This is a genomic window from Ochrobactrum sp. MYb379 (assembly GCF_037479515.1).
Classification (GTDB): Bacteria; Pseudomonadota; Alphaproteobacteria; order Rhizobiales; family Rhizobiaceae; genus Brucella.
The window spans coordinates 39,637-65,168 of the sequence record NZ_JBBGYW010000011.1 but is presented as its reverse complement, the minus strand read 5'-3'; the positions used below and the strand labels follow the sequence as shown (position 1 = coordinate 65,168).

Below are 25,532 nucleotides of genomic sequence, written 5' to 3'. Positions count from 1 at the left end.
ATTGCATCCGCAGACGCAATAAGACTGCGCAGATTTTACTTAAGACGCGCCGAAAGCAGTCTTCAGCAGCACAATCTGATCGGAAACCGGATTGCCCCGCGGCGCACTCTGCAAAGCGACAACTTCACCATAAACGTTGCGATCCATACGGCGAACGCGTGCCTGTAAGCGGATAGAACGTTCGATGAGTTCGATGAAAGCGAATGGCAACTCGTTCCAACCTGTCGCGAGATCACCGGCAGACGGCGTATCAAGACGAACTTTGGCCTTTTCAGCTTCAACCTGCTTGCGGGACATTTCGCCATTACGCGCTGCTCGCTGCAGCAACAGCCATGAAGCAACCTGCATAAGACGTGTGGTCAGACGCATCGATTCGGCAGCATAAAGGGTTGCGGCAACACGCGAGAGATTGCGCGCTTCCTCACGGCCTTCGCCGTCGAGATAGCTGGCGGCTTCCTCAACCATGTCCATGCCTTCACTGTAAATCGGCTTGAACGAATCTGAGAAAACCATGCGCTCAGCGAGGCTGATCATATTGCCCGGCATCTGTCCCTGTTCGCTAATCACTGCTCTGCCACCTTACATAAACGCATCTGCGATTATTTTGTTGCTCGCGCACTGTCAAAATGTGCGTGAAATAATAGAATGAACTGCTGTTCGATCATGGGGAGAGCTGGGACGGAACAGCTTGATCGGGCAAGTCCACGATAAACTGCACCTTCATGCACCGCCGCGCAAGTTTATGTTTAACATTCGGTTAATTTTTTAAAATGCTTTTGAATAAACTCTGAAAGGCATTGACGCCAGTTTCGCCAGAAAACAGGCGATTCCCACAAAACCATAAAAAAAAGAGCCGCAAAGGCGGCTCTCAGGAGTTTAACAGGGAGGCGTCAAACAAAGTGGCTTCACCACTCGGTAAGAATCCAGCCGAACTGGATGTAAACCATTAAACGCCGTTAAGATTAATGATTGGTTAATTCTGAGCGCCAGCTGTGGAATAATCCGCAAACATAAAAGCCGCCCGAAGGCGGCTTTTAATTACATTCTCTGAAGTGCGGGTTTTGGATTGGCTCCAAGCGAAGCCTTTGAACCTTCCGCGGCCGGTTTTGCGGCAGGCTTCTTGCCCCAGCCAATGGTTGGGAGCCATTCCAGATAATAAGCCAGCGCAAACTGCATCACTACACCCGTCGCAATAAGCAAAGCGTCGTATGGAAGGCCACCCGGATTAACGAGCTTCATGACCTGCGCAACCATCGCCAACAACGTACCGGCAATAAACACCGGCAGCGAATGCTTGCCGAGAATCGCGAGTGGGTTATCCGGCGAGGTACGCGCGATGCTGTTAAGCGTTGGCACAACGGCGATCAGATAAGCCATGGCGAGCACATGCAAAAGACGTGGAGCCGACAAAAACGTCTTGTCGAAGCCAGTCAGAACCGCAGGCATGCCCATTGAAACATCAATACCCCAAAGCGGAATACGGACCCAAGCCAGCGAAAGAACCAGATAGCCAACGGAAGCAGCAATCAATGCTGGATTGGTCGGCAGCTTGCCGCCACGACGCACATGGATGGTGCCAGCAATACCGATAGCAAACAGGAACTGCCATGATAGCGGATTAAGGAACCAGACGCCCTCTGTCGGGTAGTTCACCGGAGCCACATGATAGAGACCCGCAAGCAACCACACCATGCCCGACACACCGAGCATCAGCGACAGGCTGATACGAGCGAGCAAAAGCAACAGTGGTGTAAGTAGAAGCACAACCGCATACATCGAGAGAATATTATTGTAGCCGAGCTGGTGACCAAGCGTAACCAGACCGAGAAGTGCCTCAACCGGCTGCTTGACCAGTGGGCCAATATTGATCTGTGTCAGAAGTTCACGATGCTTGAGGAAAATCGCGGCAGAGGCAAAAATGCCAATCGTCGCGAGCGTCGTCATAATGTGCGCCGTATAAAGCACACAGGCGCGACGCCACATTTTCAACGTCAGCATAAGACGATTGCCCGGAGCAAACTTCGATCCATAGGCCAGTGCCACTGCCATGCCTGAAATCAGAACAAAAGCTTCTGCCGAATCCGAAAAGCCGAGATTCTTATGCGTGAAATGCTCGAAAAAGGTTCCGGGCACATGATTGATGAAAATCGTAAGCAGTGCCAGCGCGCGAAACACATCAATGCGTGTGTCGCGGACCTTTGGCACTATTTTCGCCGTTTCATTCGTCATTTCGCCTGCCTGCTGTTTATATTTCAGTCTGCGATAGCGCAGCACTCATTGCCGCCTATATAACTGGTAATTCGGTGAGAACGCGGTTGGTTCCAATCAACTTTCGTTCCAGTGGATAACATTATGCCAACACAGGGGTTTCCCGCTCCCGCAACAAAAGCGTTAAAATGCAAAGGGGCTGTTCAAGCAACGCCTCTTACTTTATGCCCGAATTCCATCAACATTTTTCGCTAGGTTTGGTTTATGAACGCGCCAACTGCTAAACAAAACAATGATCGCTGCCGCCTTTTGCTGGTTGCACCACCCATCGCAAATGGGGATGCACTCGCAAAACTGTTATCGGCAGCCTTGTCAGGCGGCGACGTTGCAAGTGTGATTCTCGATGGCACTGATCTGGATGAAGCCACATTTCAGGCATCGGCCCAGAAGGCCGTTGCCGTCATTCAGGAAAAAGGTGCTGCCGCGATCATCCTAAATGATACGCGCATTGCGGGCCGTGTTGGTGCCGATGGCATCCACATTGAAGGAAAAGCAGCTGAGCTTGCTGAAGCAATCGAAAAGCACACACCGAAATTCATCGTTGGCACGGGCAATCTGCGTGATCGCCATAGTGCTATGGAAATCGGCGAACTGCAGCCTGACTACGTTTTCTTCGGCAAGATTGGCGCTGACAAAAAGCCCGATGCGCATCCGCGCAATCTGTCTTTGGCTGAATGGTGGTCCGAACTCGTTGAAATTCCGAGCGTCGCACAAGCTGGCAACACGTTGGAAAGCGTCATCGCCGCCGCAGAAACCGGTGCAGATTTCGTCGCCCTTGGTAGTGCCATATTTGAAGCAGAAAACCCTGCGGAAGCTGTTGCGGAAGCCAACCGGCTTCTCGACGAACACGCACCTCGTTTCGAGAAATAACGCCCAAGGTTTTGTACGCCCCATGAAGAGCAAAATTCTTCTCGCCACAGCTTTGATATTCGCTGCATCTTTTCCGGTTGCCCATGCTGCCGGAACTGCTGGCGAACCCGCAGGCGTGCAAAAGAAACACGACAAGAAAAGCGATAAGCCTGCTGACAAGCCCAAGATGCTGCCGCAACCGGCATCAACCAGTGCTTTGCCTGCAATTGACCCAAGCAGGTTTGGCGACAAACCAGCGGATGAAGCCTTCGGTGCCTATCAGCGTGGGCTTTATCTGACCGCATTTAATCTGGCGAAACCAAAGGCTGAGCAAGGCGATCCAGCTTCACAGACACTTGTGGCAGAAATCTATGCGCGTGGTCTGGGTGTACCTGCGGATCAGAAAAAAGCCGCCGAATGGTATGCCAAAGCCGCGGATAAGGGTGTGCATGAAGCGCAGTTTCGCTATGCCGCCTTGCTGCTTCAAGGCCAGTACGTCAAAAAAGACACAGCCAAGGCGACAGAACTGATGCAAAAGGCTGCCGAAAGCGGCAATGCCATGGCGCAGTTCAATTACGGTCAGCTGGTCATGATGAAAGCGACAACAGCTTCTGGCATTGATGCAGCTTTCCCGTGGTTTGAGAAAGCTGCCAACGCGCAGCTCGCCGATGCAGAATATGCCTTGAGCCAGATTTACGCCAACGGCACTGACAAAATCCCGCATGACGACAAGAAAGCGCGTGAATATCTGCTGCGCGCTGCGCGCAAGGGCTATGACACGGCACAATATGATCTGGGCCGTTGGCTGGTTGAGGGCCGGGGCGGTGATCGCAATTACGAGCAGGGCTTTGGCTGGATGCAGATTGCAGCACAGCGCGGCATGGTTCTGGCTCAAGCCTGGCTTGCAAGACTTTATCGCGACGGTATCGGCACAGATGGTGATACGGTCAAATCAGCTGCGTGGTATATCGTTGCTCAGCGCGCCGGTTATCGCTCACCAGACCTCAATGACATGATGGATGGGTTGGCTGATGATCAGCTTAAGCAGGCAATCCAGATCGCAAACAATCTGCGTGTTCGATAAAACCAGACAGTTTTTTGATGAGCTGACCCGCTGATTTACGGCTCAGGCTTGCACAAAGCGCTATTTTATGGTCTTGGAGAGCCCGATTATCGTGGTTCGAGTTAAAGATGGACGCAATCCCTGCAAACAAGCGAGAGATTGCCTTTCTGTCGTGATGCGCCGGGCCGCAACAGTTTCACATTTACTCCCGGATTAATCTTATGAAGATCAATGGTAACGAAATCCGCCCAGGCAATGTTATCGAACATGATGGCGGCCTGTGGGCAGCGGTTAAGACCAATGCAGTCAAGCCTGGTAAAGGCGGCGCTTACAATCAGGTTGAACTGAAGAACCTCATCACCGGCACCAAGCTTAACGAACGTTTCCGCGCAGCTGAAACCGTAGAGCGCGTTCGTCTGGAACAGAAGGACTTCTCGTTCCTTTACGAACAGGGCGAAGCTCTGGTTTTCATGGACACCGAAACCTACGAACAGCTTGAACTTCTGAAAGATTTCGTTGGCGACCGCGCAGCCTTCCTTCAGGACGGCATGATGGTTACCGTTGAACTCTACGAAGAAAAGCCAATCGGCATTCGTCTTCCAGAACAGGTTACACTTGCAATCGTTGAAGCTGATCCGGTCGTTAAGGGCCAGACTGCTGCTTCTTCTTACAAGCCAGCTGTTCTTGAAAATGGTATTCGTATCCTCGTTCCACCATTCATCGCTTCGGGTGAACGCGTGATCGTTGATACAAGCGAACTGACCTATATCAGCCGCGCATAATCGAATATTTAAAATCATGCGGCGCCTTTAGAACCGGCGCCGCAGTCCATCCTCTTTTAAGAGGAATGCGACAGTTCTTTCTCAGCTTGCTCAGTTCTGAGTGCCATAGGTTTGATCTCATCAGATCGGCGCTCTGTGATTTATCAACGCGCATCTTTTTCGAAAGCCAGCTCACAGGTTTCGGAATGCGCTTCTAAAAGGACGATCAGATGGCGCGTTCAGCCCTTCTCAATGTTATGGTTCAGGCCGCTATGAAAGCCGGACGCGGCCTTGCGCGCGATTTCGGCGAAGTGCAGAACCTTCAGGTTTCTCTCAAAGGCCCCGGCGATTATGTCAGCCAGGCTGACCGCAAAGCGGAAAAAGTTATCTACACAGAACTGAGCCGCGCCCGCCCGGATTTTGGCTTCCTGATGGAAGAATCGGGCGAGGTTGAATCGAAAGACGGACAGCATCGCTGGCTGGTCGATCCGCTCGACGGCACCACAAACTTCCTTCATGGTATTCCTGTTTTCGCAGTCTCTATCGCTCTTGAGCGTCAGGGACAGATCGTTGCCGGCGTAATTTACAATCCGGCTATGGACGAGCTTTACACCGCTGAACGCGGCGGCGGCGCGTTCCTCAATGATCGTCGTCTGCGCGTTGCTGCCCGCAACAAGCTGGTTGATTGCGTGATCGGCACCGGCATTCCGCATCTTGGTCGCCCCGGCCACGGCCAATACCTTGTCGAACTGCGCAATGTCATGGCTGAAACATCGGGTATCCGCCGCATGGGTGCCGTTGCTCTTGATCTCGCTTATGTCGCAGCAGGTCGCCTTGATGGTTTCTGGGAAGACGGCATGCATCCGTGGGATCTCGGCGCAGGCATCCTGATGATCCGCGAAGCCGGTGGTTTTGTATCCGACAAAAAGGGTGGTCAGGACATTTTTGACACGAAGACCATCGTTGCGGGCAACGAAATCATTCAGAAGGCGTTGCTCAAGACGGTCAACAAGCCAATCTGATCAGCTTCCTATTTTTATGTTTTACTGCGCTCCGGTATTCCAACCGGGGCGCATTATTTTTTGTGTTTAAGCGATTCCGCTTCGCTAAATTATGCAGTAGGCTCCCCCGCGACAGATTATCCCAATGGATATCCATGGAGCCAAACGCATGAGCGATCTGAGACTTTCACGGGAACGCCTCGACGATACACGGGACTACGACCCCTACCGCCTGAGCAGCCCGAGAATTGTCATTCTATCCATGGTGATCTTTCTCATCATTGTTGCATTCCTTGCAGCAGTCCTGATGCGGCAGATCCATACATTTTTCGTCACCAATCCCGGCCTGAATGGACTGATCTTCGGCGTGCTGCTCATCGGTATTCTGCTGGCATTTGGACAGGTGCTGCGGTTGCTGCCAGAAATCCGCTGGGTCAATTCATTCCGCGACGGCGAGCGCGACGGCACTACACGTCCGCCTGTGCTTCTTGCACCAATGCGCGCTCTGATCGGTCGCAGACAGTCGATGGCGCTGACCACAACATCCACCCGAACCATTCTCGACTCGATTGCCTCGCGCCTTGATGAAAGCCGCGATATTTCGCGCTATCTGATCGGCTTGCTGGTCTTTCTGGGTCTGCTTGGCACGTTCTGGGGGCTGCTCGAAACGGTAGGCTCTATTGGCCAGACCATCCAATCACTGGACCCGAGTTCGGGCAGCACAACCGATGTGCTTGATTCGCTCAAAGCTGGTTTGCAAGCACCGCTGTCGGGTATGGGAACGGCGTTCTCGTCCTCACTGTTTGGTCTTTCGGGTTCGTTGATTCTTGGCTTCCTCGACTTGCAGTCGGGCCGTGCGCAGAATCGTTTCTATACCGAGCTTGAAAATTGGCTCTCATCCGTGACCGATCTCGGTTCGGATCTCAGCACCGATGAACATCTCGGCGGCATCCGCAATCTCGCCGAGCATGTGCAAAACCTGCAAGGTGGCGAGGCTTCAAGCCAGCGCACAACGGCAGCGCTTGCCAATCTTGCAGAAGGCATTCAGGGGCTTGTCAAAAGCATGCGCAGCGAACAGCAGTTGATGCGCGATTGGGTTGAGAAGCAGACGGATGAGCAAAAGGCCATTCGCGAAACGCTTGGACGTCTCAACGAGGCCATTGCTTCCAGAGCCCCTGCCGAGCGCGCTCCGGGTCGCCCCACTGACAGCAAACGGCCGGAGTAAGCAGCATGGCTCTAGGCCGTAACCGCCGCCCGCAACGTCATGTCGATTATTGGCCCGGCTTCGTCGATGCGCTGACGACATTGCTGCTGGCCATCATGTTCCTACTCACAGTGTTCGTGCTGGGGCAGTTTCTATTAAGCCGCGATGTCGATACCAAAGACACCGCTCTCGCTCGCCTTAACAGCCAGATACAGGAACTGACACAGCTTCTCTCACTCGAAAAAAGCAACTCACAGGACATGCAGGATACAATTGCAGATCTGCAAGCATCCTTGTCAGGTGCCGAGAGCGAGCGTTCCCGCTTGCAAGCGCTACTCAATGAAGGAACCGGCGCAGGTGCTGCCGCTGAAAAGCGCGCTGGTGAGCTGGGCCAGAGCCTTGATGCGGAAAAGCAGGTTAGCGTACGTGCGCTTTCACAGGTTGAATTGCTCAACCAGCAGATTTCAGCACTTCGTCGTCAGATTGGCGCACTGGAAGATGCACTCAATGCGTCCGAATCGCGTGATCGCGAATCCAACGCTAAAATTGCCGATCTTGGTCGCCGCCTGAATGTGGCACTTGCACAGCGTGTGCAGGAGTTGAACCGCTATCGTTCTGACTTCTTTGGTCGTCTGCGCGCGATTCTGTCCGACAAGGAAAACATCCGCATTGTCGGAGACCGCTTCGTCTTTCAGTCGGAAGTTCTTTTCCCGACCGGCTCGTCTGATCTCAATCCCGCCGGCCTGGATGAAATGAAGAAGCTCGCCGAGGCAGTCATCACGCTCAATCAGGAAATCCCGGATGACATCAACTGGGTGCTGCGTGTGGATGGTCATACCGACAATGTGCCACTCGCAGGAACTGGTCGTTTCCGCGACAACTGGGAGCTTTCCTCGGCGCGTGCAACAGCTGTGGTGAAAGACTTGATCGCCAATGGTGTTCCGCCCAATCGTCTGGTCGCGGCAGGCTTTGGCGAGTATCAGCCGCTTGACAGCTCCGATGCGCCCGATGCCCGTGCCAGAAATCGCCGCATTGAGTTGAAACTGACTGAGAGATAATTTAGCGCGTCCCGAAAAGTGTGAAGCGGTTTTCGGATAAGATGCGCGCAAAATAAATAAAGGGGCGCTTAGCCCCTTTTTTATTTTCCGAAAACGCCGGAACCGGCTTCAAACTGAAGCTTGGCCAGACGGGCATAAATCCCGCCCTTTTCAACCAGCGTCTGATGAGTGCCCTCTTCGACAATCTGCCCTTTATCGAGCACGAGAATGCGGTCGGCTTTCAGAACCGTAGCCAGACGATGCGCCACAACCAGCGTGGTGCGATTATCCATCAAGCTATCCAGTGCTTTCTGCACCAGCATTTCGCTTTCTGCATCAAGTGCCGAGGTTGCCTCATCCAGCAGCAGAACAGGTGCCGCCCGCAGAATCGCGCGCGCAATCGCTATACGCTGACGCTGACCGCCTGAAAGCGTCACGCCGCGTTCGCCGACTTCCGTGTCATAGCCCTTATCGAGTGCCAAAATAAAATCATGCGCGAGTGCTGCTTTAGCTGCAGCTTCAATGTCCGCATCACTCGCACCCGGCTTACCAAAGCCGATATTTTCACGAATGCTCGTAGCAAAGATCACAACGTCTTGCGGCACGACTGCAATGCGTTCGCGCACCTTAGCCGGATCAGCATTTGGCAAAGCTACACCGTCCATCAGCACAGAACCCGTCTGAGGATCGTAATAACGCATCACCAGCGAGAAGATCGTGCTTTTGCCAGCGCCAGATGGCCCGACAATCGCAACCGTCTCACCGGGCTTTACAGTGAAGCTGACGCCATTGAGCGATGGAGCGTCAGGACGCGTCGGATAAGAAAAATGCACATTATCGAAGCTGATTTCACCACGTGCAGGCTCTGGAAGAGCAACAGGTTTCAAAGGTGCCGCGATGCCCGGATTTTCATCGAGGATCTCAGCAAGACGCTCAGTAGCACCAGCGGCTTGCGCAAGTTCGCCACCGACTTCGGAAAGCGCACCGAATGCACTGGCTGCAAACACAGCGTAAAGAACAAACTGGCCCAACGTACCGGCGCTCATTGTGCCCGACAGGACATCGCGCGAGCCAAACCACAGCACCGCAACAACACTGGCAAAGATCAGAAAGATCGCAAAGCCGGTGAGAATAGCGCGTGCTTTGATGGATGAACGTGCGGCTTGATAAGCTTTTTCAACGGCACCTGCAAAGCGCCCCACAACCATATTTTCATTGGTGAAAGCCTGCAAAGTGCGCATGGCACCAATCTGTTCGCTGGCATAGGCATTGGCATGGGCCAGCATATCCTGCGTCATTCGCGAGCGACGACGTACCGAGCGGCCAAACGCAATCAGCGGAATAACAATCAGCGGAATGGCGGCAATCACCAACATGGATAGCTTGGGGCTGGTGACGACCATCATGATCAACGCACCAATACCGAGAATCATGTTGCGCAAAGCAACAGAGGCCGTCGCACCCACAACCGACTTAATCTGCGTGGTATCGACTGACAGTCGCGAAACGATTTCGCCAGACTGCGAGCGGTCAAAGAACTCGGTCGAAAGGCTGGTCACATGCGAAAACACGGCATTGCGCAGATCAGCCACAACACGCTCGCCAAGCGAGATCACAAAGAAATAGCGAAGCCCGGACGCCAGCGCCAGCACAAGCGCCAGTGCCACCAGCATGACGAAGTAATTATTGACGAAGATCGCATCAGCGCCTGAGAAACCGTGATCAATCATCCGGCGAACGGCAACAGGAACTGCGAGGGTGGTGGCAGCAGCAAGGACCAGCGAAAAAAGCGCGCCAACGACCAGACTCTTATAACGCGAGAGAAATGGGATCATCCGCTTCAAAGGCTTGAGCGAGCGGCGTTTCCGATCTTCTTGCGTATTGAAATCAGGATTCATGCGAATTTGACTGTCTGTGCTGGCCATTCTTGAGATTGCGCCCTTGTTATTGCCGTGCGCCTGATGTATAGGCTCGCCAACCCTTTTGGAAGCCGTTGCCGTTGGTAACGGGTCTTCATATTGACCATCGGGCGAAAGTGCCGCAGTTTTAAACACTAGAGCTGGGCTTTTCTTCCCAGACTTTCAGGATTGAGAAGATGAAAGCTGATATCCATCCCGACTACCACACCATCAAGGTCGTGATGACCGATGGTTCGGAATACACAACCCGTTCCACATGGGGCAAAGAAGGCGATACGATGAATCTCGATATCGATCCATCGACGCACCCAGCTTGGACCGGTGGTTCGCAGACCATGCTTGATCGCGGTGGCCGCGTTTCCAAGTTCAAGAACCGTTTCGGCAATCTCGGTATCTAATACCGTCATTGATGAGATTACGAAAAACCTCGCTCCGGCGGGGTTTTTTGTTGTCTGCATTTCAAGCGAAGACCCAATAAAAAACTCCCGGACGAGCCGGGAGTTTCAAGATTTAGAACTGAGACCGGAACTTAGGCGCTCAGCTTTTCCATCACTTCATCGCTGACTTCGAAGTTGCTGTAGACGTTCTGAACGTCATCATCATCTTCAAGCACGTTGAGAAGCTTCAGCACGGAGCGTGCCTTTTCTTCATCCAGTTCAGTGTTGGTCTGTGGCTTCCAGATCGTCTTGATCGATTCGGCTTCACCAAGCGCTGTTTCCAGCGCTTTCGAAACGTCGCCAATGTCTTCAAAGGCGCAGAGGATCACATGCTCCTCTTCGCCTGTCTGAACATCGTCAGCACCGGCTTCAATCGCCGCTTCCATGACGGTATCGGCGTCGCCAACGGCAATCTTGTAGACGATTTCGCCAACGCGATCGAACATGAACGCAGCCGATCCGGTTTCGCCCAGCGCGCCACCGGACTTGGTGAAAGCTGCGCGGACATTGGAGGCTGTTCGATTGCGGTTGTCGGTCAGGGCTTCAACGATAACCATAACGCCACCGGGGCCACGGCCCTCGTAACGCACTTCATCGTAGTTTTCGCCGTCATTGCCAGCGGCCTTCTTAATGGCGCGTTCAATATTGTCTTTCGGCATGGACTGCGCTTTGGCATTCTGGATAGCCAGACGCAGGCGCGGGTTCATCAATGGGTCAGGCAGACCCTGCTTGGCCGCAACGGTAATTTCGCGTCCGAGCTTGGAAAACATTTTCGACCGCACGGCATCCTGACGGCCTTTGCGGTGCATGATATTCTTAAACTGTGAATGGCCAGCCATGGCACCCCTGTTCGGTTCAAATGAAGCGCACGGAGAAAGCGTCACTTGAGAAGAGGGCAGGCCACAGCTCGGGCCAGCGTGCTTTCCGTGCAGAATGGGCGCGTTATAAGGAATTGAGGCCCATTCGTCCAGCAAAAGCGCCAAATTACAAATTCCTCTGTCAATTATGCGATTAGCTGTCGACGCCCGGACCCAAACAGCTTTATCTATAAAGCCATGAAACAGCATTCCAGCAATACCACCAGCGAAACAATTGCTACCCGTATCAGCCGCATACTCGCCGACCGCATCATTGCCGGCGAGATCGAGCCGGGTGTTAAGTTGCGGCAGGATCATATTGCTGAAGAGTTCGAAACAAGCCATGTGCCTGTCCGCGAAGCGTTTCGACGGCTGGAAGCACAAGGGCTTGCAATTTCAGAGCCAAGGCGCGGTGTTCGGGTTGCTTCTTTCGACATCAAAGAAATTCGTGAAGTGGCGGAAATGCGCGCGGCTCTTGAAGTGCTGGCATTGCGCCATGCGGCACCGCACATCACACGCGCTACACTGGATGCAGCAGAACAAGCCACAGTCGAAGGTGATAAATCACGCGACGTCAGAAGCTGGGAAGAAGCCAATCGTCGCTTTCACCGGCTGATTCTCGAACCCTGCAACATGCCACGCTTACTTGCGACCATTGACGATCTGCATGCAGCCAGTGCGCGCTTTTTGTTCGCCACATGGCGGTCGGAATGGGAAACTCGCACCGATCATGACCACCGGGCTATTTTAACCGCCCTTCGTCAGAATGACATTGAAGCCGCAACGACCATCCTCGCCCGGCATGTGCAATGGATCGGCCATCGCCCGATCAAAACGGCATCTGGCAAGACACGCGATTCCTTCGCAATCGTCGGCTAGACAGCAGTTTCAACGATCAGTTTTTTGCTGCGACGTGATCTGCCGCTTCAGCAGATTTCGAACGGGCTTTATTGTCTTGATTTTAAACAATTTTTACATTTTTATATATTTTATCTATTTCTCACTTGCCAAAATTCATCAATCCGGAGATTTTAAATAGATCGAGTCGTAATTTTATCTATAATTTGAGGAAGCCATGGCCTACATCACCCAGAAGAGCGTATCTTTCAGCCCGCTTGATCTTGAGTCCCGCTCCCCTGCCCTGCGCATCGCAGCCGTCGCATTTGGTACACTGGTTCTGGCAATCTCGTCACAGATCGAAGTTCCGATGATCCCCGTTCCAATCACGCTTCAGACGCTGATCGTACCATTGATCGGCGCGCTCTATGGCTGGCGCCTGGGTGCAGCCACGGTTCTTGCATGGCTGGGTCAGGCGATGATCGGCCTTCCTGTTCTTGCAGGCGGTGCTGGCGGTATCCATCACTTTGCAGGCGCAACGGCTGGCTATCTCGCAGCCTTCCCGATTATCGCAGCGCTGACCGGCTATCTTGCTGAACGCGGGTGGAATAAGAGCATTGTTCTGAGCTTCACGTCGTTCCTTGCCGCCAACGCGATCTGTCTGGCTCTCGGCGCACTATGGCTTTCGGGCGCGATCGGCATTGAAAAGGCCGTTGCCTTCGGTGTTACACCATTCCTAGTCGGTGCAGTGATCAAGTCGGCACTGGGTGCAGCAATCCTTAAAGCAGCAAATCGATAAGCAAAAAATGACGGTACGCTTACGCGGCCATCATCTTCTCTGCATGCTGACTTATATCGGCAAGGGCTACAGCCCGGCATTCGTGGACAATTATGACACGATTGCCGGGCGCTTGTCTGATGGAGAAGACATCGAGATCATCGATGGGCCGGACGATATTTGTCAGCCGCTGCTTTGTGATGGCGATTGTCATTGCTTAAATGAAAGCGTGATCGTGCGCGACCGGCTGGCGCTGAACTCCATCTCAGATTTATTCAAAACCACAGTCGCCGCAGGCTCAGATTTCGAGCTCGATGCGGCGCGACTTGCATTGATGCGGTCGGCCTTTGTAGCAGGAACCATCCGCAAAGCCTGTCAGTCTTGCGAGTGGTCAGATCTCTGTACCCGCATCGCCGTCAACGACGATTATGCGGGTGTTCAAATCAGATTATAGCGCAGACTATTTCCAGAATTCTGGAATATTCTCTTCCAGCCGTGCGCCAATACGCAACGGTGCAATTTTTTCAGCAAGCCCAGTGCGGTCAGAAATCTCGATCCCCACGCCGCAGACAGTGGCAGGACCGCTGGCGGCCTCAAAGCGACCTTTCGGTACTTTCGACAGGAACCGATTAAGCGGCTCTTCCTTTTCCATGCCCAGCGACGAATCATAATCGCCGCACATGCCAGCATCCGACATATAAGCCGTGCCGTTGCGCAGGATTTGATAGTCAGCAGTCGGCACATGGGTATGCGTTCCAACCACAGCACTGGCACGACCATCGACGAAATGACCGAAGCACTGCTTTTCGCTTGTGGCCTCCGCATGAAAATCGAAGAACACGGCATCGGCCTGTTCACCAAGCGGACAAGCTTCAAGAATTTTCTCGGCCGCGATGAACGGATCATTGAGGTCGGGATGCATGAAAACGCGGCCCATCACATTGGAGACCAGCACCCGCGCACCGTTCTTTGCAATGTAAAGCCCTTCCCCCTTACCCGCAGTTCCTTTCGGAAAATTTGCAGGACGCAGAAAACGATCTTCACGCTTGGAGAAATCAAGCGCCTCGCGCTGATCCCATACGTGATTGCCGGTCGTCACAACATCAGCACCCGCGCGGATTGTGTCGTGAAAAATCTCTTCGGTAATACCGAAGCCGCCAGCGGCGTTTTCACCGTTGACGATCACGAAATCCAGCTTCAGATCGGAAATTAAGCCCGGCAGCTTGTCATAGACTGCCGTGCGCCCCGACCGGCCCACCATATCACCAAGAAAAAGTAATCTCATAAATCCGTCTTTATCAGCCCTGATCGAAGGAGCGCAAGCCAGTCTCGGTCAGTATCTGGTGAAGAGCAATATCGTGCGACTCATTGGGCACATGTGGCACTTCCTGACAATCAAATGCCATACCGATCAGCAGCGGCTCCAGACCCCGACCCCTGAATCGCGAAAGAGCGCGATCATAATGCCCTGCCCCATAGCCAAGCCTGTGGCCACGTTTGTCAAAACCTGCAAGCGGCATCAACAGAATCGCCGGGTCGACCAGCGGCGCATTTTTATCTGGACCCATCGTACCAAAGCCTGTCTGCACCAATTCCGCATCTGGCAGAAATTCGCGAAATGCTATTGTCTCTTTATCAAGCACTACCGGCAAACAAAGCCGCACACCCTTATCGCGCATAAACGACAATAGCGGGCGTGGATCAATCTCCGACCGGATAGGCCAATAACCCGCGATCATTGCTCCCTTGGGAATATGAAGAGCGGCTTCTGCCTTTTTAGCTGCCGACAAAGAGGCTTCGTAACGAAACCGCGGATCAAGCGCATCGCGGCGCGAAAGCACTGTTCGCCTCAAATGCTGCTTATCGCCGCTCTGCGGCTGCCCGGTATCATTCATCAAACGCCTCCACCAATTGCTGATAGTGGAACCGGAATGCGCTTCTCCGTCAAGGGTCAGTTGCTAATCTCTCCGAGCGCTCACGAATAACTTTCAGCACAACGCCATGGAAATCATTCAGGAAAACCTTACCCCAGAGATCGCAGTAGAAATTGATTGGCGTCGCAATGCGGTAGCGCGTGGTCAGCGTCAGGCGTGTGTGACCATTCGGAAGTGTTTCAAGCTGATAATCGCCATTGGTCAGCTTGAGATAGGAGCTATCCACATCGATATGCGCTTCAACAGCTGCAGGTATCGATTCCGGCCCAAAATTGAAATCCCATGCGAGATGTCGATTCTCTTCCCACTGCGTTATGATTTCCTGAAATTTTACACCGCGTGTCCATTCAAGCTGGCGTACAGCGCCGACACCCTCGCCTTCAAGCCGCGCATCCACTGGCTGCGGAACTCCGACGATGCCATGACTGAATGTCCAAGACAGTTCATCCGGGCGCACATTGCGGATTTCAGCCGTCTGCTGCCACACAATGTCAGGCGAAGCTGCAATATCGATAACAGTCGTAACCGCCCCCTCATGCGGCTCATATTTCAGCAACGGCTCTAACGGATAAAACATCAACGGAAGTGCAATCACCAGCATTGTCGAACGCGGCGAACGAAACCGCTGAATGAGGGAAAGCGTCACCCAAGATCCAATCGCCGAGAAAACTGCGAAAAACGGCGCAGCCATAATCACGCAAATCCCGCCCTCGCGAAAGAAAACCATGCTGATAACAACGAGGCCGCCGATAATCATCCAGCCCATTTTCACGTGGTTCCAAAGGGGCTTTAGTGCACGCGGATCGCTGATACTCGATGCAAGGCTCGCAATTCCCATCGGCAAAAGCATCAGCCCACCAATGAAGGGCATCATATCCGAAATGGGCGTCAGCCAGATCAGCATATAGAGCAACAGCCCGTAGACCATCGCAATCGGAACAGCGACGCGCAGACGTTCAGACACTGGAGGCAAATCAGGGGGAGTATAAGTCATCAGCAAACGCACATATCTTTGAAGGGATAAGGCGCGTTAGAACATACTTATCTTAAATAACAAACCGCTTGGCTCAAAAAGGCACGAAGCGAAAGAAAGTGGCGACCACGACGACCGATGGTAGTGTTTGATCCCGGGAACCTACAACGTAGGTGGGCGCCATATGCGAAAGCCCACAGGCCTTCACAGGGACAGCTCCCTTAGAGATCAATAAGGCCCCGGGGATGCTGTTACACCTGTCGGGAAGCGCAGTACGCCGACAACACATATAGGCGCACTCACGCTTAAGCGCCAGAGGCGTTAAGACAGATACAGAAATCTTTTAGAAAAATCAGGCAGAACCGCGACGCGGTGAGATACGCGCAGCAACCTGTTCAAGACGCGTCGCGACATCTGCGAGCATTCCCGTTACGGCAGCATCATTCTTGTCGGCACTTGTCAGCGCTTCGTCATGCGAGTGGCGCAGGTTTTCAACCTCTTTTTCAAGCGCTTTAACGCGCTTTTGCGTCTCAGCCAGCTCATCCATCACCATAATGCCGGACATAACAGTGAGGCGCAGATCGCCGATTTCGCCAAAAGAAGATTTCAGATGAGTAACATACTGGTCGAAACGATCCGCAAGGCCAGAGAGATGCTCTTCTTGCCCTTCGTCACAGGCCATCCGATAAGCTTTGCCATCGATGGTAACGGTTACAGTCGCCATGCTTGTGTCCTTTATCGATCCAGAACGGCGCGGATGGTTTCCATAGCGGTCACAAGACGACGTGACACTTCGCGGTTCGCAGCTTCAAGCCGCTCTGCGCGCGCCTCAGATTGATCAAGTTCCTGAGCAAGTTTGCTACGGTCAGCGTTCATACGCTGCACCTCTTCCTCGGCTTCGGCGAAGTCGCCTTCCTTGTCCAGCCGCAGATCAACTGCTTGTTCAAGCGTGTTGAGTGCTTTGTCCAGCCGTTCGAGGACTTGCCTGAGGGTCGTATCGGGTGCCATCCATATCCTTTCCAATGCCAGATCACAGACGCAGATTACAGACTTCGAATCGCGCCTGCCGGACGGGCATCTTTAAAAAGACTGTAATAATCGTGAGCCCGATAAGCAACAAATGAGGGGGCTTTGACCCCGTTCATGCACCGTTATCAGCGCAAAAAAGGCTTTTCAGTGTTAGCCGCCCCAACAATTGCCCGCATTTCGCGCCTGATCGCGGAGTGTTTATTGTCGAAAAGCTATCGTTTTGTTGACTCCTTGGTCGCAGGTGCTATGTGTCCCAAAGCCTTCTGCAGCGCGAGCATCTCATGCATTTAATCGGTTTAAATAGATTAAATCGTTTAGTATAAGAAATTCGTGCTTCAGTCCCGAGGCATCGCCGCAACCCCGTTCAAACCACTCTGGAAAGACGGCTGAGACCATGACGAATTCCGATAAACAAAATCAGTTGGCCAATGCAATCCGCTTCCTCTCGATTGATGCGGTTGAAAAAGCCAACTCCGGCCATCCCGGACTCCCGATGGGTGCAGCCGATATTGCGACCGCGCTTTACACGCGCTTCCTGTCGCATGACCCACAGAACCCACATTGGCCAGATCGCGACCGCTTCGTGCTTTCCGCAGGTCACGGCTCGATGCTTCTTTATTCGCTGCTCTTCCTTTCGGGCTACGAAGACATCTCGATTGAGGAAATCAAGAATTTCCGTCAGCTCGGCGCACGTACTGCTGGTCACCCAGAATACGGTCATGCCGCTGGTATCGAAACCACAACTGGTCCGCTCGGACAGGGCATTGCCAATGCTGTTGGCATGGCGCTTTCCGAACGCGTTCTGAATGCACAGTTCGGTGACAGCCTTGTTGACCACTACACCTATGCGGTTGTTGGTGACGGCTGCCTCATGGAAGGCATCAGCCAGGAAGCTCTCTCGCTTGCCGGCCACCTGAAGCTTAACAAGCTGATCGTTCTTTGGGATGACAACAACATCTCCATCGACGGCCCGATCTCGCTGTCCGACAACACCGATCAGCCAGCACGTTTCGCCGCTTCGGGCTGGAACACCATTGCTGTTGATGGTCACGATCAGGACGCGATTGCCAAGGCAATTGAGCTTGCCAAGGTTTCGGAAAAGCCAACCTTCATCGCGTGCAAGACCACTATCGGTTTTGGTTCGCCAAACAAGGCTGGCACCAACAAGGTCCACGGTTCGCCGCTCGGTGCAGAAGAAATCGCTGCAACACGCAAGGCACTTGGCTGGTCGGCTGAACCTTTCGTTGTTCCTGCTGAAGTTCTCGATGCATGGCGCGTTGCTGGTCTGAACGCTGCGAAGAAGCGTCTGGAATGGGAAAAGCGTCTGGCGAATGTCGATGCGGAAACCCGCGCTGAATTCGAACGCCGTATGCGTGGCGACCTGCCTGCAAACTTCGATGACGCGATCAACGAATACAAGAAGAAGCTTTCCGCTGAAAAGCCAAAGGTAGCGACCCGCAAGTCGTCCGAAATGGCTCTGGAAGTGATCAACGGCGTTGTGCCTGAAACGCTGGGCGGCTCTGCCGACCTGACCGGTTCCAACAACACCAAGACCAGCCAGACCAAGGCTGTTACGCCAGAAAACTACGGTGGTCGTTACATCCACTATGGTATCCGCGAACACGGCATGGCTGCTGCCATGAACGGCATCACGCTGCATGGCGGTCTGATCCCTTACTCCGGCACTTTCATGTGCTTCTCGGATTATTGCCGTCCGGCAATGCGTCTGTCGTCGCTGATGGGCATCCGCGTTGTTTACGTCATGACCCATGATTCGATTGGTCTTGGCGAAGACGGCCCGACCCACCAGCCGGTTGAGCATCTTGCAGCTCTGCGCGCTATTCCAAACCACAATGTCTTCCGTCCGGCAGACGCTGTGGAAGTTGCAGAATGCTGGCAGATTGCTCTGCATTCGAAGGGCACCCCTTCGACGCTCGCTCTGACCCGTCAGAACCTGCCTGTCGTTCGTACCGATCACCGCGAAGAAAACCTCTCCGCATTCGGCGCTTACGAACTTGCAGCTGCAAAGGGCGATGCAAAGGTTTCGATCTTCGCAACTGGTTCCGAAGTAGAAATCGCGCTTAAGGCTCGTGACCTTCTCGAAGCCAAGGGCATTGCAACCCGCGTTGTTTCGGTTCCATGCTTCGAGCTGTTTGAAGAACAGAGCGACGCTTACAAGCAGGCAACGCTCGGCGATGCTTCCGTTAAGGTCGCAATCGAAGCTGGTCTTTCGATGGGCTGGGAACGCTTCATCGGCGAAAACGGCGTGTTCATCGGCATGAAGGGCTTCGGCGCTTCGGGCGAGATCAACGATCTTTACAAGCACTTCGGCATCACAGCAGAACACGCTGCTGAAGCTGCGGAAAAGAAGCTCAACGCCGCATAATGTTCAAACGCCGGCGCTAAACACGCCGGCGTTTAAGTTTCCAGTTAGGGCTTAAGGCCTTAGCTGTTTTATCAAGTCACTGCATATGCAGAACCCTTTTGGGAGAATTAGAGAAAATGACAGTTCGCGTCGCAATCAACGGTTTTGGCCGCATCGGCCGTAATGTCCTTCGCGCTATCGTCGAATCGGGCCGCACCGACATTCAGGTCGTTGCAATCAACGATCTTGGTCCGGTCGAAACAAATGCGCATCTGCTGCGCTATGACAGCGTTCACGGTCGTTTTCCAAAGGAAGTAAAAGTCGTTGGAGACACCATCGACGTTGGCTACGGTCCGATCAAGGTTCACGCTGTTCGCAACCCGGCTGAACTGCCGTGGAAAGAAGAAAACGTCGACATCGCTCTGGAATGCACCGGCATTTTCACATCGCGCGACAAAGCAGCCCTTCATCTTGAAGCCGGCGCAAAGCGCGTTATCGTTTCGGCACCTGCCGACGGCGCTGACCTGACTGTCGTTTACGGCGTCAACCACGACAAGCTGACGAAAGACCATTTGGTCATTTCCAACGCTTCTTGCACCACCAACTGCCTTGCGCCAGTGGCACAGGTTCTTAACGATGCCATCGGCATCGAAAAGGGCTTCATGACCACGATCCATTCTTACACGGGCGACCAGCCAACGCTGGACACCATGCATAAGGATCTCTACCGCGCACGCGCAGCAGCTCTTTCGATGATCCCAACTTCGACGGGCGCTGCAAAGGCTGTTGGTTTGGTTCTGCCAGAACTGAAAGGCAAGCTCGACGGCGTTGCAATCCGCGTTCCAACCCCGAATGTTTCGGTTGTTGACCTGACTTTCATTGCAAAGCGCACCACCACTGTTGAAGAAATCAACAATGCGATCCGCGAAGCTGCCAATGCCCGCCTCAAGGGTATCCTCGGTTACACCGATGAACCGCTGGTATCGCACGACTTCAACCACGATCCGCATTCGTCGATCTTCCACACCGACCAGACCAAGGTTATGGACGGCACGATGGTTCGTATCCTGTCGTGGTACGACAATGAATGGGGCTTCTCCAGCCGCATGAGCGACACCGCAGTCGCTATGGGCAAGCTGATCTAATAACTGACAACGCCCCTTCAATCACGAAGGGGCGTTTTCAATTACATATTCAAAACCGAGAGAAGAAAAATGGCTTTCCGCACCCTTGATGATGTCGACGTCAAATCAAAGCGCGTTCTGGTTCGCGTAGACCTCAACGTGCCAATGGCAAACGGCGAGGTAACAGACCTCACCCGTATCGAACGTATTGTTCCAACCATTGCGGAACTCTCGAAGAAGGGTGCAAAGGTTATCCTGCTCGCCCATTTCGGTCGTCCGAAGGGTGTGGCGTCTGATGAAAACTCGCTGAAGCATGTCGTAAAGCCGCTCGCCAAGGTTCTTGGTCATGGTGTGCATTTTGCGGAAGACAGCATTGGCGAAAAAGCCAAAGCCGCAGTCGATGCACTGAAAGACGGCGACGTCCTGCTTCTCGAAAACACCCGCTTCCACAAGGGCGAAGAAAAGAACGATCCTGAATTTGTGGCGGCACTTGCTGCAAACGGCGACATCTTCGTCAACGATGCATTCTCGGCTGCACACCGCGCTCATGCCTCGACCGAAGGTTTGGCACACGTGCTGCCAGCCTATGCAGGCCGTGGCATGCAGGCTGAACTTGAAGCGCTTGAAAAAGGCCTCGGCCAGCCAGCACGTCCGGTTGTTGCAATCGTTGGCGGTGCCAAGGTTTCCACCAAGCTCGACCTGCTTTCAAACCTGATTGAAAAGGTCGATGCGCTCGTCATCGGCGGCGGCATGGCCAATACTTTCCTCGCTGCACAGGGCCACGATGTTGGCAAATCGCTTTGCGAACATGATCTTGCACATACCGCACGCGAAATCATGGCTAAGGCTGAAAAGACCAAATGCGCGATCATTCTGCCGGTTGATGCGGTTGTGGGCTGGCACTTTGCTGCCGACACACCAAACCAGACCTACGGCGTTGATGGTGTACCAAGCGACGGCATGATTCTTGATGCAGGCGCGCTTTCAACTGATCTGATCGCTTCGGCCATTGATGATGCAGCAACGCTCATCTGGAACGGCCCGCTCGGTGCATTTGAGCTGCGCCCGTTCGATGCGGCAACCGTAAAGACTGCAAAGCATGTTGCAGCCCGCACGAAAGCTGGCAAGCTTGTTTCGGTCGGCGGCGGCGGCGATACGGTTGCAGCGCTTAATCATGCAGGCGTTGCCGACGACTTCACCTATATCTCGACCGCGGGCGGCGCATTCCTTGAGTGGATGGAAGGCAAGCCGCTTCCAGGCGTTGATGTCTTAAAGAAGTAAAAAAGAAAGCCCCGGGAAACCGGGGCTTTTTCTTCATGGCTTAGGCGTCAGTTTTAACAACCGGCCCGGATTATCATCCTCGATCACCCAGATCGCACCATCAGGCGCAACCGCCACATCGCGGATACGATTTTCCATCGCAAAGCGCTCTGCTTCATTCGGCTGACCGTCACTGTTAATCGTGACGCGGATCAATGCCTGCGATGAAAGGCCTGCGATCAGCGCAGAACCGTTCCAGTCCGAAAACTGCTTACCCTTGTAAAAAGCAAGTCCACCCGGTGAAATCACCGGCGTCCAGAACAGCATCGGCGCTTCAAATTCCGGTCGTGTGCTATGCCGTGGAATAGGCCGTCCACTATAATTGTCGCCATTGGAAACAACCGGCCAACCATAGTTCAAACCCGGCTTAATGAGATTGAATTCATCGCCACCGCGCGGTCCCATCTCATGTTCCCAGAGCTTGCCATCAGGTGCGAAAGCAAGCCCATAGGGATTGCGATGCCCCATGCTCCATGTCAGCGCTTTAACACCCTCTTCTGATGCATGAGGATTGTCTTTCGGAACAGAACCATCAAGGTTCATACGCAGAACCTTGCCCATCGGGGAGTTCTCATCCTGCGCAGTGGCCGGGATCATGCGATCGCCAACGGACAGAAACAGATGCTTTTTATCGGGCGAGAATGCGATCTTGCCGCCGGGTTGTCCACCCTTGGCAACCGCCGACTGCCTCCAGATTGCCTCAAGGTTCTTGAACTCAGCCTTGCCTTTGCCTTCAGACAAAGTCGCACGCGCCAGCACAAGGCTGCCGCCACCATTTTCCGGCATGACATAGGTGAAATAAATCGCCTTGCTCTTAGCAAAATCAGGTGCTGGCACAATGTCCAGCAATCCGTTCTGGCCGCTATAGAGAACTTCCGGAAGACCAGAAATTTCAGTCTTTTCACCCTTTTGGGTTACGACAAAAGCTTTGCCACCCTTTTCGGTGAGGATTAGTTTTCCGCCCGGCAAAAATGCAATCGCCCATGGTGTGTCGAATTCCGCCACTGGCGCTATATTGAAAGGCAACTCAGTGGTGGCTTGCCTGCTTCCTGCATTGATACTTTCCGCGAATGCGGTTTGCATCGGAACGGCGATCATCGATGCAGCCAGCATGAATGGCAGGCTTAACAGGGCACGTCGCATCTCTCCTCCTATAACTCGAGCGCATCCCGAAAAGTGTGAAACGGTTTTCGGAACAAGACGCGCGTAAAAAAACAAATAGATAGAGCATTTCTAATGATTCAATGAAAACTGGAAATGCTCTAGTCGCCTTTAGATGGGATTTTTCACCGCCATTTCAAAACCCAATTATGGCTAAAATGGCTGTTAAGCCGCGAAAATATCAATAAAATCGTGCGCTAATTGATAATTTTAGCTTTCAGCGAAATGAAACCCGACGACTAGCGCCATAGCGAAAATTGCAAACACCGCAATCTTCCAAAAATCACCGCGCTTTTTCAGTCCCGGCCAGCCCAGCGGCTTGATAATATGCAACGCCATGAGGGCCATAAGCAGCACCGGCAAAATTTTGGTCACGAAGCACCTCTCATTCTTCCTTGTGACGTAGCAACAGGCCTGCTGCAAGTCTGATCACTGCATTCCCGACTTTGATATGTTTATTCATCTTTAGTTTGATGGACGAAACTTCGCTCATCGGCTTACACTCATCCCCGGAGGAGATGAAAAGCGTGTGGAGGAGATAAGGCCAACGAGCCAAATCTTGCGCTTTCATCCAGCATGTTATCGCAACGCTTTTACAGGCTATAGGCCGGTCAGAGCGTGCGTCTGGGAGGAACGGCATGACATCGAAATATGCGCAAACCTATGCTGCATGGCAGAAAGACCCAGAGGGCTTCTGGGCCGAGGCGGCTAAAGCCATTGACTGGTTCAAGCCATGGGATCAGGTTTTTGCGAGCGATGAAGGCGTCTATGGGCGCTGGTTTAAAGGCGCTGAATGCAACACGTGCTATAATGCGCTCGACCGTCATGTCGCCAATGGGCGCGGCGATCAGGTGGCACTCATCTATGAAAGCCCGGTGACGGGTTCCGTGCGCAAGTTCACCTATCGCCAATTGCTCGAAGAGGTCGAAGCGCTTTCGTCTGTCATGCTCGACAATAACGTGAGCAAAGGCGACCGCGTGCTTATCTACATGCCAATGGTGCCTGAAGCAGCGATCGCAATGCTGGCCTCAGCGCGCATTGGTGCCGTGCATTCCGTTGTGTTTGGTGGCTTTGCCGCCAATGAACTAGCAACCCGTATTGATGATGCAAAGCCGGTGATGATTATCGCCGGTTCCTGTGGGATTGAGCCCACCCGCGTCGTGCCCTATCAGGCGATGCTCGACAAGGCGATTGCCACGGCCCGTCATAAGGTCGAACATTGCATCATCCTTCAGCGCGAGCAGCATCCGCATAATCCCGTTGCAGGCCGCGACATCGATTACCGCACATCCGTCGATGCTGCCCGCGGTCGTCACGTTCTCTGTACGCCGGTTGATGCTATTGATCCACTTTATGTGCTTTATACATCCGGCACCACTGGCGAACCGAAAGGTGTTGTGCGCGACAATGGCGGGCATATGGTGGCGCTTACCTGGTCGATGAAAAATGTCTTCGGCGTTGAACCAGGACAAGTGTTCTGGGCGGCATCTGATGTCGGCTGGGTCGTCGGCCATTCCTATATTGTCTATGCACCACTCATTGCCGGTGCCACCAGCATCCTTTTTGAAGGCAAGCCCGTTGGCACGCCAGATGCAGGCACCTATTGGCGCATCATCGCTGAACACAATGTGGAAGTGATGTTCACCGCGCCAACGGCTTTGCGTGCCATCAAAAAAGACGATGCGGACGGCAATTTCGTACGCAAACACGATCTTTCCAAATTCCGCGCACTCTATCTCGCCGGTGAACGTGCCGATCCCGACACTATCCACTGGGCTGAAAATCTGCTCGGCTGTCCCGTGATTGACCATTGGTGGCAAACAGAAAGCGGCTGGCCGATGGTCGCAAATCCGCTTGGTCTCGGCCTGCTTGAAACCAAATATGGCTCACCCGCGGTTTGCCTGCCCGGCTATGACATTCAAGTGCTTGACGATGCAGGTCATGAAGTCGAACGCGGCCAGCTTGGAAACATCCTGATTAAGTTGCCCTTGCCGCCCGGTTGCTTGCCAACCCTGTGGAACGCCGATGAGCGCTTCCGCAAAGCCTATCTCAACGAATTTCCCGGCTATTATAAGACTGCCGATGCGGGCTATATGGATGAAGACGGCTATCTCTACATCATGAGCCGCACCGACGATATCATCAACGTCGCTGGCCACCGTCTCTCGACGGGCGCCATGGAAGAAGTGCTTTCCAGCCATCCGGATGTTGCAGAATGCGCGGTGCTTGGCATTTCCGATTCTGTCAAAGGTCAGGTGCCTTGCGGATTTCTCGTCCTCAAATCCAATATCCACCGCGATATTCAGGAAGTCGAAAAGGAATGCGTCAGCATGATTCGCGATGCCATCGGTCCGATTGCAGCTTTCCGGCTGGCTCTCACGGTAAAGCGCTTGCCCAAGACCCGCTCCGGCAAAATTTTACGCTCAACGATCCAAAAAATCGCTGATGGTGCGGAATGGAAAATGCCCGCCACCATCGATGACCCGGCAATTCTGGACGAGATAAGCACTGTTCTGCGAGAGCGCCACATCGGTCTAGCGTTTGTCTAATTTATTTATCATGCATTGACCGGCGAAACTCGCCGGTCCACTCTCCGGCAAAATTCGGAGAATGAT

The 25,532-nt window shown here is 53.4% G+C and carries 25 protein-coding genes and 1 other RNA gene; 14 read left to right on the top strand and 12 right to left on the bottom strand.

The genetic code is table 11. From position 1 onward, the window contains the following. Positions 1–39: 39 nt before the first annotated feature. A complete protein-coding gene (gene rcdA / locus WH356_RS17825; RefSeq protein WP_339513317.1) occupies positions 40–546 on the bottom strand; it encodes a protease adaptor protein RcdA in 507 nt (168 codons plus the stop codon). 492 nt (positions 547–1,038) lie between these two features. Further along, positions 1,039–2,229 (bottom strand): OpgC family protein, encoded by a 1,191-nt coding sequence (locus tag WH356_RS17820; protein WP_339513196.1) that lies wholly within the window; start codon positions 2,227–2,229, stop codon positions 1,039–1,041. Positions 2,230–2,472: 243 nt separating this feature from the next. Here WH356_RS17820 and WH356_RS17815 point away from each other — a divergent pair, with 243 nt between their 5' ends. The 6 genes from WH356_RS17815 to WH356_RS17790 all read left to right on the top strand — a co-directional run bounded on the left by WH356_RS17815 (position 2,473) and on the right by WH356_RS17790 (position 8,204). Further along, complete coding sequence (locus tag WH356_RS17815; protein WP_339513195.1) at positions 2,473–3,138, top strand: thiamine phosphate synthase; 666 nt, start codon at positions 2,473–2,475, stop codon at positions 3,136–3,138. A 22-nt stretch (positions 3,139–3,160) separates the two neighbouring features. Then, a complete protein-coding gene (locus tag WH356_RS17810) occupies positions 3,161–4,201 on the top strand; it encodes a tetratricopeptide repeat protein (RefSeq protein WP_339513194.1) in 1,041 nt (346 codons plus the stop codon). Positions 4,202–4,401: 200 nt separating this feature from the next. Then, entirely contained in the window at positions 4,402–4,962 is a 561-nt protein-coding gene (efp, locus tag WH356_RS17805) for an elongation factor P (RefSeq protein ID WP_339513193.1), read from the top strand. A gap of 209 nt (positions 4,963–5,171) precedes the next feature. Then, on the top strand, positions 5,172–5,963 hold the full coding sequence (locus WH356_RS17800; protein WP_339513191.1) for an inositol monophosphatase family protein: 792 nt from the start codon (positions 5,172–5,174) through the stop codon (positions 5,961–5,963). Between the two features lie 148 nt (positions 5,964–6,111). Beyond that, positions 6,112–7,167: a flagellar motor protein MotA gene (locus tag WH356_RS17795; RefSeq protein WP_339513189.1), complete on the top strand. Its 1,056-nt coding sequence runs from the start codon at positions 6,112–6,114 to the stop codon at positions 7,165–7,167. A 5-nt stretch (positions 7,168–7,172) separates the two neighbouring features. Then, the gene (locus WH356_RS17790; protein ID WP_339513188.1) at positions 7,173–8,204 is read left to right on the top strand and encodes a peptidoglycan -binding protein; all 1,032 of its coding nucleotides are present in this window, start codon (positions 7,173–7,175) and stop codon (positions 8,202–8,204) included. An 80-nt stretch (positions 8,205–8,284) separates the two neighbouring features. Here WH356_RS17790 and WH356_RS17785 read toward each other — a convergent pair whose 3' ends face one another. Continuing rightward, on the bottom strand, positions 8,285–10,081 hold the full coding sequence (locus WH356_RS17785; RefSeq protein ID WP_421566196.1) for an ABC transporter transmembrane domain-containing protein: 1,797 nt from the start codon (positions 10,079–10,081) through the stop codon (positions 8,285–8,287). Positions 10,082–10,278: 197 nt separating this feature from the next. Here WH356_RS17785 and rpmE point away from each other — a divergent pair, with 197 nt between their 5' ends. After that, positions 10,279–10,500, top strand: a complete 222-nt coding sequence (rpmE, locus tag WH356_RS17780; RefSeq protein WP_339513186.1) for a 50S ribosomal protein L31 — start codon at positions 10,279–10,281, stop codon at positions 10,498–10,500. Positions 10,501–10,631: 131 nt separating this feature from the next. On the opposite strand, the gene WH356_RS17775 is transcribed toward rpmE, so the two are convergent. Then, positions 10,632–11,378, bottom strand: a complete 747-nt coding sequence (locus tag WH356_RS17775) for a YebC/PmpR family DNA-binding transcriptional regulator (protein WP_339513184.1) — start codon at positions 11,376–11,378, stop codon at positions 10,632–10,634. A gap of 216 nt (positions 11,379–11,594) precedes the next feature. Between WH356_RS17775 and WH356_RS17770 the strand changes: the two genes are divergently transcribed. The 3 genes from WH356_RS17770 (at position 11,595) to WH356_RS17760 (ending at position 13,465) form a co-directional block, all read left to right on the top strand. Further along, complete coding sequence (locus tag WH356_RS17770) at positions 11,595–12,275, top strand: GntR family transcriptional regulator (RefSeq protein WP_339513182.1); 681 nt, start codon at positions 11,595–11,597, stop codon at positions 12,273–12,275. Between the two features lie 196 nt (positions 12,276–12,471). Then, positions 12,472–13,032, top strand: a complete 561-nt coding sequence (locus tag WH356_RS17765) for a biotin transporter BioY (protein WP_339513180.1) — start codon at positions 12,472–12,474, stop codon at positions 13,030–13,032. A 7-nt stretch (positions 13,033–13,039) separates the two neighbouring features. Continuing rightward, the gene (locus WH356_RS17760) at positions 13,040–13,465 is read left to right on the top strand and encodes a DUF1284 domain-containing protein (protein WP_339513178.1); all 426 of its coding nucleotides are present in this window, start codon (positions 13,040–13,042) and stop codon (positions 13,463–13,465) included. A 6-nt stretch (positions 13,466–13,471) separates the two neighbouring features. Here the strand turns inward: WH356_RS17760 and WH356_RS17755 are convergent, their stop codons facing one another. From WH356_RS17755 to WH356_RS17730, 6 genes are all read right to left on the bottom strand, one after another. Beyond that, complete coding sequence (locus WH356_RS17755) at positions 13,472–14,296, bottom strand: TIGR00282 family metallophosphoesterase (protein ID WP_339513176.1); 825 nt, start codon at positions 14,294–14,296, stop codon at positions 13,472–13,474. Between the two features lie 13 nt (positions 14,297–14,309). After that, the gene (locus tag WH356_RS17750) at positions 14,310–14,906 is read right to left on the bottom strand and encodes a 5-formyltetrahydrofolate cyclo-ligase (protein ID WP_339513174.1); all 597 of its coding nucleotides are present in this window, start codon (positions 14,904–14,906) and stop codon (positions 14,310–14,312) included. A gap of 49 nt (positions 14,907–14,955) precedes the next feature. Then, positions 14,956–15,939 (bottom strand): SRPBCC family protein, encoded by a 984-nt coding sequence (locus WH356_RS17745; RefSeq protein ID WP_339513172.1) that lies wholly within the window; start codon positions 15,937–15,939, stop codon positions 14,956–14,958. 99 nt (positions 15,940–16,038) lie between these two features. Further along, positions 16,039–16,197, bottom strand: a non-coding RNA gene (gene ssrS / locus WH356_RS17740) — 6S RNA. Between the two features lie 73 nt (positions 16,198–16,270). Further along, a complete protein-coding gene (locus WH356_RS17735; RefSeq protein WP_339513170.1) occupies positions 16,271–16,642 on the bottom strand; it encodes a cell division protein ZapA in 372 nt (123 codons plus the stop codon). A gap of 11 nt (positions 16,643–16,653) precedes the next feature. Then, the gene (locus WH356_RS17730; RefSeq protein WP_250041133.1) at positions 16,654–16,926 is read right to left on the bottom strand and encodes a DUF4164 domain-containing protein; all 273 of its coding nucleotides are present in this window, start codon (positions 16,924–16,926) and stop codon (positions 16,654–16,656) included. A 415-nt stretch (positions 16,927–17,341) separates the two neighbouring features. Between WH356_RS17730 and tkt the strand changes: the two genes are divergently transcribed. The 3 genes from tkt (at position 17,342) to WH356_RS17715 (ending at position 21,717) form a co-directional block, all read left to right on the top strand. Next, entirely contained in the window at positions 17,342–19,333 is a 1,992-nt protein-coding gene (gene tkt / locus WH356_RS17725; RefSeq protein WP_339513168.1) for a transketolase, read from the top strand. Positions 19,334–19,449: 116 nt separating this feature from the next. Then, complete coding sequence (gap, locus tag WH356_RS17720) at positions 19,450–20,457, top strand: type I glyceraldehyde-3-phosphate dehydrogenase (protein WP_339513166.1); 1,008 nt, start codon at positions 19,450–19,452, stop codon at positions 20,455–20,457. 69 nt (positions 20,458–20,526) lie between these two features. After that, complete coding sequence (locus WH356_RS17715; protein ID WP_339513164.1) at positions 20,527–21,717, top strand: phosphoglycerate kinase; 1,191 nt, start codon at positions 20,527–20,529, stop codon at positions 21,715–21,717. 33 nt (positions 21,718–21,750) lie between these two features. Here WH356_RS17715 and WH356_RS17710 read toward each other — a convergent pair whose 3' ends face one another. Together WH356_RS17710 and WH356_RS17705 are read right to left on the bottom strand one after the other, a co-directional pair. After that, a complete protein-coding gene (locus WH356_RS17710) occupies positions 21,751–22,899 on the bottom strand; it encodes a PQQ-dependent sugar dehydrogenase (protein ID WP_339513162.1) in 1,149 nt (382 codons plus the stop codon). A gap of 228 nt (positions 22,900–23,127) precedes the next feature. After that, positions 23,128–23,292 (bottom strand): hypothetical protein, encoded by a 165-nt coding sequence (locus WH356_RS17705; RefSeq protein WP_421566187.1) that lies wholly within the window; start codon positions 23,290–23,292, stop codon positions 23,128–23,130. Positions 23,293–23,555: 263 nt separating this feature from the next. On the opposite strand from WH356_RS17705, the gene WH356_RS17700 reads away from it, so the two are divergent. After that, entirely contained in the window at positions 23,556–25,466 is a 1,911-nt protein-coding gene (locus WH356_RS17700) for a propionyl-CoA synthetase (protein WP_339513158.1), read from the top strand. Positions 25,467–25,532 lie beyond the last annotated feature (66 nt).